Source organism: Nostoc sp. CHAB 5715 (assembly GCF_020829685.1).
In the GTDB taxonomy this organism is placed as follows: Bacteria; Cyanobacteriota; Cyanobacteriia; order Cyanobacteriales; family Nostocaceae; genus Nostoc.
Map to the genome: position 1 here is coordinate 1 of NZ_JAIVFR010000470.1, position 5,683 is coordinate 5,683.

A 5,683-nucleotide genomic window follows, 5' to 3' on the forward strand; every position below is an offset into this window, starting at 1 on the left:
CAGACGAAAAAGACACAACATCTGAGCCATGCAGATTTGCGGCATCCATAGCGCCAGGGGCGATATGTGCGAAGCCGGGCGGCGTCTGCACCATCCGGAAATATCGTGAGGTTGATGGGGTGATAGGGATAGTAACTGTGTTTTTAACTCTTGGGCTGTCATTGGAAACTATCTAAAATTAACTATATTTTAACGGGGTTTGAAAATTTACTACACAAACGCGTAGGCGTAGCCCGTCGTAGACATTGCACAACCAAAACCTTTCACTACAAAAGTGCGTTAGCGCAAACTTACGTCAGGTATCGCCTAAAATTTATTTCCATTTTTGCATCTATCTATTCTGGTTGAACCCAATCAATTTCTAAACGCTTAAAATCTCTGTCAAAAGAAACTATTGTCTCTCCTTTTTGACGAGCAATTTCTGCTAAATAAGCATCGATAAAATCGACATTAGCATTAGCCATGCGTTCAATGGCTGCTATTACTTGTTCTAAATCGTCTAATAAAATTCCTTCTGCGGCGACTAAAGGCAACAAAACTTCAGCAATTTGCACGCGGGAATATTTATAAAACGAAGACAAAACCCAAATCACTTCTGCGACGACAATTGGCGAAAGTCGGAGCGTAACTTCTCCAGATTCAGCCTTTTGTATTAGTCCTAAAGCTCGTTGTGCTAAATCAGGTGGTTCTCCAGTGAGAAAACGGAGCAGAATGTTAGCATCTACCCACAAATTAGTCATGATTTCTCAGTGGAATTTTTTTGAGCTAAAGTTTCGCCAACTATTTGACGAATTGCTTCTTTACCTGGATAGGCAATAGTTGTATGTAAAACACCATAAAATTCACTGAGACGTTTTTTTGGAGTTTTCTCGATTGTTTGAGTACGGAATTTAAGGGATGTAATAAGATCAGCAACTTCCTCTAGTTGTTCTTCGTTGAGGTTGTCTAATTCTTGCTTGATATGTTCTTTGCTGACTGTCATTTTTTAATTTTTTCATTCAACTATGATTTTATTATCGCGCTTTATGCAATTCCTGACTTAATTTTCCACAGTCCCTAGCACTTGGAGCATCACTGCAACTAGCTAGAACTGCATTATTATAACTTGAATTTTTTCCTTAATTAAAGGATTAGCGATCGCAATAATAGCGTTGATAACCTGTTCTGGGTTAATTATCATTAGTCATTAGTCATTAGTCATTAGTCATTGGGAATGGGGCATTGGGCATGGGGCATTGGGCATTGAGAAGAGACAAGGTAGACAAGGAAGAGGGGGGAGATAAGGGAGAGACTTGTTCAATAATTCACCCTTGTCTCCCTTGTCTCCCTTATCCCCCTCATCCCCCTCATCCTCCTCACTCCCCATTCTTAACTAGCGCGGTTATTTTCTAATCCTGGTATTTGCTTAGAAAACAATTCGTTAGAGTTAACCTGACCATCTGAAACGACAGAACGTATGCCCTCTAAAGCAGCGGGAATGGAACGCGGATCTATAAAAATCACCTTACTGCTATCGCTTTTACCAATTGTCGCGCCCATATCGAGATAACCCAAAGCAAACAGAACTTCCACTGCTTTATTGGCATTGGGGTTATTATGGAGCTTTTGGGCAATAATTTCTGATGACTCTGCGATCGCCTGCGCTTTGAGAACCTGTTGCTGACGTTCCGCTTGAGCCTTCAAAACGATCGCCTTTTGTTCAGCTTCAGCCTGCAAAATTACCGATTTTTGACGAGCTTCCGCATCCAAGATTTGTGCCTCAGCTTTACCTCTGGCGCTATTGACAGCAGCTTCGCGATCGCCCTCAGAAGTTAAAATTGCTGCCCGTTTGCGTCGTTCTGCCGACATTTGCAATTCCATCGATTCACGCACCGCTTGAGACGGAATAATATCTCGCAATTCTACCCGTGTCACTTTCACACCCCAAGGATCGGTAGCAACGTCCAAATCCTGTAATAAAAGTTCACTGATGTGGGAACGAGCAGTAAAAGTTTGATCCAACTCCAGTTGCCCCATTTCGGCGCGAATTTGAGTCAGCACCATGTTTACCATTGCCGACTGGAGATTTTCTACCTTGTACCAGGCTTTTTCCATGTCCACGATGCGCCAGTAAAACACTGCATCTACCTCAATGCCAACGTTGTCACGGGTAATGCACTGTTGGGGAGGAATATCTAAGACTTTTTCTCGGATAGTTTCTTGGTAGACAATTCTATCTAGGAAAGGAATAACAAAGTTTAGTCCCGGTTCCAACTTTTTGTTATAGCTACCCAATCTTTCCACCAAAGCTTCATTACCCTGATTGACAACTTTCACAGAACCTGCTACAGCAGAACCACCAAGGGCTAAAAATACTAGTAAAAAGAACTGTTCCATTGTGAATCTCCTGATTTTTAATAAAGGGAGTGGGGAGTGGGGAGTAGGGAGTGGGGAGTGGGGAGTGGGGGATGAGGGGGATGAGGGGGATGAGGGGGATGAGGGGGATGAGGGGGATAGATAACTCTTAACTCCTAATTCCTGTACAGACGCGATTAATCGCGTCTCCACTCCCCACTCCCCACTCCCCACTCCCCACTCCCCATTGACTAAGAATTCAACAGATTTTCTGGTATCACAATCAAAGTATTACCTTCTCTTCTAACCACATAAACTCTCTGATTAGGTGGTACGGTAAATTTGTCATCGTCACATCTTGCTTGCCAAGAATTTCCCTCATACCGCACCCGCCCTGTTTTTCCAGGTAGAATTTCTGTTAAAGTTTCAGCTATGACTGCATCCCGAATTTTTGATTTGCGTTGTCTTGGTTGCAAAAACCGACGGGAAAGCAAAACTAGTGCTGTAGAAAACAACAGCCAAAGTACAACTTGCAACCATACACTTCCCAAACCCACTCCAGACAGCAGCGCCACCATAAAAGCGCTGATTCCCATCATGAAGGCTACAAACGCTGATGGTAAGAATAGTTCCATTAAACACAGAACTGCTCCCGCCAGAAGCCAGATTAAGGTAAAACTTGGCATAGCGCCATCCTAAACTCTACATTGACGTAAATGCATTTCTACGATTAGATACAGCCAGACGTAAGTTATTTACAGAAAACAAAACTTGGTATTTTTACCAATAATTTTGATTAATTTCAGTAAAAAGATGTAGCTAGCGGTACACAGTTACAGTCTATTCTAGCCTTCAAATCTTTGCCAGCTAAAATTAATCGAAGTTCATGAGTTGATTGGTTTGTTAAATTTATACCTTTATGATTTCTACTCAACTGATAATTTATTGTATAAATCCAGCCTGTAATAGTCCCATTAATCCCATTGGAGATAGTGTTTGTGCCACTTGTCAAACTCCTTTAGTTCACCGCTATCTTTGGGCTACTGGCTCATTGTCTGCCAAAATCTCACCAGGTACGAGGGTAGCAGATAGGTATGAGGTAATTAGTCCCCAGATTTGGCTGGATACTCAACCGGGACTGTCGCCAGATGCACCTGAAGAATTGCCAACGGAAGTAATTCCTTACCTACGATTATATCAAGAGCGATTACATCTCCCACAGCCTTATGGGTTTGCTTGTTACCTTGAGGGAGATACAACTGATATCCTCTTATTAGAAAATGTGCCGATAGATGAAAACGGAAATATCTATCCAACTATTGTTGAGGCATGGGAGCAAGCAACGGCGGTACGACAAGTTTATTGGCTGTGGCAAATTCTCCAACTTTGGACACCTTTATCAGAATTGGGACTTAGCCGCAGTTTACTAGTAGTAGACAACTTGAGAGTTCAAGGTTGGTGTGTGCGACTGTTGGAACTCTACCAAACACCAGCAGATGAAAAACTGAGTTTACAAAATCTGGGAGAGTGTTGGCAATTTTGGTTAGCGTCTGCCAAGGCATCAGTAGCCAAAGGGTTACAGAACATAGTCCAGCAGATGTGTGAAACTGAGGTTGAGTTAGAGACTATTAATATTCAACTCAATAATTTGCTACTAGCATCTGCGGCAGAATTGCCATTAGTTTTGAAGGTGGCAGGCTCTACAGATATTGGCCCAATTATGGCGCAAAATGAAGACGCTTGCTACCCCAATGTTTTGAGTGACTTAGATAAAAAACTCCACCCACAAGGGGATGGAGTTTTTGGGCATGGGGAATGGGGCATCCCTTCGGCTTACTTCGACTACGCTCAGTACAAGTCGCTCAGGGCAAGTGGGCATGGGGAAGAAGTTACCAATGCCCAATCCTCAATGCCCCAAGCGACGGGGCGACTATCCCAGAACACCCACGAGGGGATGGAGTTTCCCGTCGCTTTCAATGAACCTTTATTGTCCCACTTGTTGATTGTTTGCGATGGCATTGGCGGACATGAAGGCGGGGAGGTTGCCAGTAGGTTGGCGGTGCAGTCTGTAAAGTTGCAAATTCGCGCTTTACTCAAGGAGGTTACAGAACAAACTGTACTTGTACCACCAGAGTTGTTGCAGGAACAATTAGAAGCAAGCTTACGGGTGGTAAATAATCTCATTAGTGCCCGCAATAATCAACAAAAACGCCAAGGCAAAGAACGCATGGCTACAACTATTGTTATGGCGGTGCAAGTTCCACAACGAGAGCAGACGAGTACTGGGTGGCAATCAAATAATACCAATGAACTTTACTTGGCTAATGTTGGCGATAGCCGAGCTTATTGGATTACTCGCAATTATTGTCAGCTAATGACAGTAGGTGATGATGTGGCAACGCGGGAAGTACGCTATGGTAAAAGCTTATATCGAAAGGCGCTTTTGAAAGCAGATGCTAGTGCCTTAACTCAAGCATTAGGCACAAGAGATGCGGAATCTATGCGTCTTAAAGTTCAGCGATTCATTGTAGAAGAAGATGGCATATTGCTACTTTGTTCTGATGGTTTAAGTGATAATAACTTGGTGGAACAATTTTGGCAAGATTATGCAACACCCGTGTTAACAGGTGAACTGACAGTTGAAGATGCTGTCCGCAACTGGATTGACTTGGCAAACGAAAAAAATGGGCATGATAATACATCGGTTGTTCTCACTTATTGCCGTGTCTCCCCAGAATACTTAGTACCTGTGACTCCGGCGTTGCCAGAAGACATTATAGAAGCAGAGATACAAGAAGAACCAGAGGAACAAGAGGAACTAGAAAAACAAGAACTGGAAGAACCAATTTCTTCTACAGAAAGTTCGCAAGCTTTGCTAGATTTGGATCTAGATTTGGATCTTTCAGAAGAACCAGTTCTGAGCTTTGAAATTCCACCAACTTTAATTAAAAAACCTAAGCGGGGTAAAGGTTTGGTAATGTTGGGCAAAGTGTTGGCGTTGCTTGTGGGGGGTACAAGTTTGGGATTATTTGCTTGGTGGCAAATTAATCCTCAAGGATTTCAGCAGATGTGTCGGCAACTTCCTCAAAGAATGCAGCAAGTGTGTCCGGGTGGGAAATAGGAAAATAGGTTATACCGAAATATCGTGATGTTGATGATGAATGTCGTGATGTTGATGATGAATGTCGTGATGTTGATGATGAATATCGTGATGTTGATGATGAACCTGCATTCCGCAGATGTAACTCATATTACTGGTAATTTTGAAAAGTCTAGTCCAGAAAATTTTTATTAGTCTAATCTTTTGGGGTTGAATTCACTTTTATTTCCAACAATTAGGGAATCTACC

Annotated in this window: 8 protein-coding genes; 3 read left to right on the top strand and 5 right to left on the bottom strand. The window is 42.7% G+C overall.

Going from position 1 to position 5,683, the window contains the following annotated elements; all coding sequences use genetic code 11:
• Positions 1–176, top strand: a 176-nt coding sequence (locus LC574_RS39200; RefSeq protein WP_368736726.1) for a NotI family restriction endonuclease, incomplete at its 5' end; no start/stop codon positions are given.
• Positions 177–335: 159 nt separating this feature from the next.
• Here the strand turns inward: LC574_RS39200 and LC574_RS23455 are convergent.
• The 5 genes from LC574_RS23455 to LC574_RS23475 all read right to left on the bottom strand — a co-directional run bounded on the left by LC574_RS23455 (position 336) and on the right by LC574_RS23475 (position 3,020).
• Positions 336–740: a PIN domain-containing protein gene (locus LC574_RS23455; protein WP_229455974.1), complete on the bottom strand. Its 405-nt coding sequence runs from the start codon at positions 738–740 to the stop codon at positions 336–338.
• Positions 737–982, bottom strand: coding sequence for a hypothetical protein (locus tag LC574_RS23460; protein ID WP_229455975.1), 246 nt, complete (start codon positions 980–982; stop codon positions 737–739). The genes LC574_RS23455 and LC574_RS23460 overlap by 4 nt, the downstream gene beginning before the upstream one ends.
• Positions 983–1,204: 222 nt before the next feature.
• Positions 1,205–1,366, bottom strand: a complete 162-nt coding sequence (locus tag LC574_RS23465) for a hypothetical protein (protein ID WP_229455976.1) — start codon at positions 1,364–1,366, stop codon at positions 1,205–1,207.
• A 2-nt stretch (positions 1,367–1,368) separates the two neighbouring features.
• The gene (locus tag LC574_RS23470) at positions 1,369–2,376 is read right to left on the bottom strand and encodes an SPFH domain-containing protein (protein WP_229455980.1); all 1,008 of its coding nucleotides are present in this window, start codon (positions 2,374–2,376) and stop codon (positions 1,369–1,371) included.
• A 209-nt stretch (positions 2,377–2,585) separates the two neighbouring features.
• The gene (locus LC574_RS23475; RefSeq protein ID WP_229455977.1) at positions 2,586–3,020 is read right to left on the bottom strand and encodes an NfeD family protein; all 435 of its coding nucleotides are present in this window, start codon (positions 3,018–3,020) and stop codon (positions 2,586–2,588) included.
• 233 nt (positions 3,021–3,253) lie between these two features.
• On the opposite strand from LC574_RS23475, the gene LC574_RS23480 reads away from it, so the two are divergent.
• Both LC574_RS23480 and LC574_RS23485 read left to right on the top strand, forming a co-directional pair.
• A complete protein-coding gene (locus LC574_RS23480) occupies positions 3,254–5,455 on the top strand; it encodes a protein phosphatase 2C domain-containing protein (RefSeq protein WP_229455978.1) in 2,202 nt (733 codons plus the stop codon).
• Positions 5,456–5,479: 24 nt separating this feature from the next.
• Positions 5,480–5,629, top strand: coding sequence for a hypothetical protein (locus tag LC574_RS23485; protein WP_229455979.1), 150 nt, complete (start codon positions 5,480–5,482; stop codon positions 5,627–5,629).
• The last annotated feature ends 54 nt before the right edge of the window (positions 5,630–5,683 follow it).

Bases quoted from the DNA above. Each gene is read 5' to 3' on its own strand.
- LC574_RS23455 (WP_229455974.1), bottom strand. From the start codon at position 740: ATGACTAATTTGTGGGTAGATGCTAACATTCTGCTCCGTTTTCTCACT.
- LC574_RS23460 (WP_229455975.1), bottom strand. From the start codon at position 982: ATGACAGTCAGCAAAGAACATATCAAGCAAGAATTAGACAACCTCAAC.
- LC574_RS23465 (WP_229455976.1), bottom strand. From the start codon at position 1,366: ATGGGGAGTGAGGAGGATGAGGGGGATGAGGGGGATAAGGGAGACAAG.
- LC574_RS23470 (WP_229455980.1), bottom strand. From the start codon at position 2,376: ATGGAACAGTTCTTTTTACTAGTATTTTTAGCCCTTGGTGGTTCTGCT.
- LC574_RS23475 (WP_229455977.1), bottom strand. From the start codon at position 3,020: ATGCCAAGTTTTACCTTAATCTGGCTTCTGGCGGGAGCAGTTCTGTGT.
- LC574_RS23480 (WP_229455978.1), top strand. From the start codon at position 3,254: ATGATTTCTACTCAACTGATAATTTATTGTATAAATCCAGCCTGTAAT.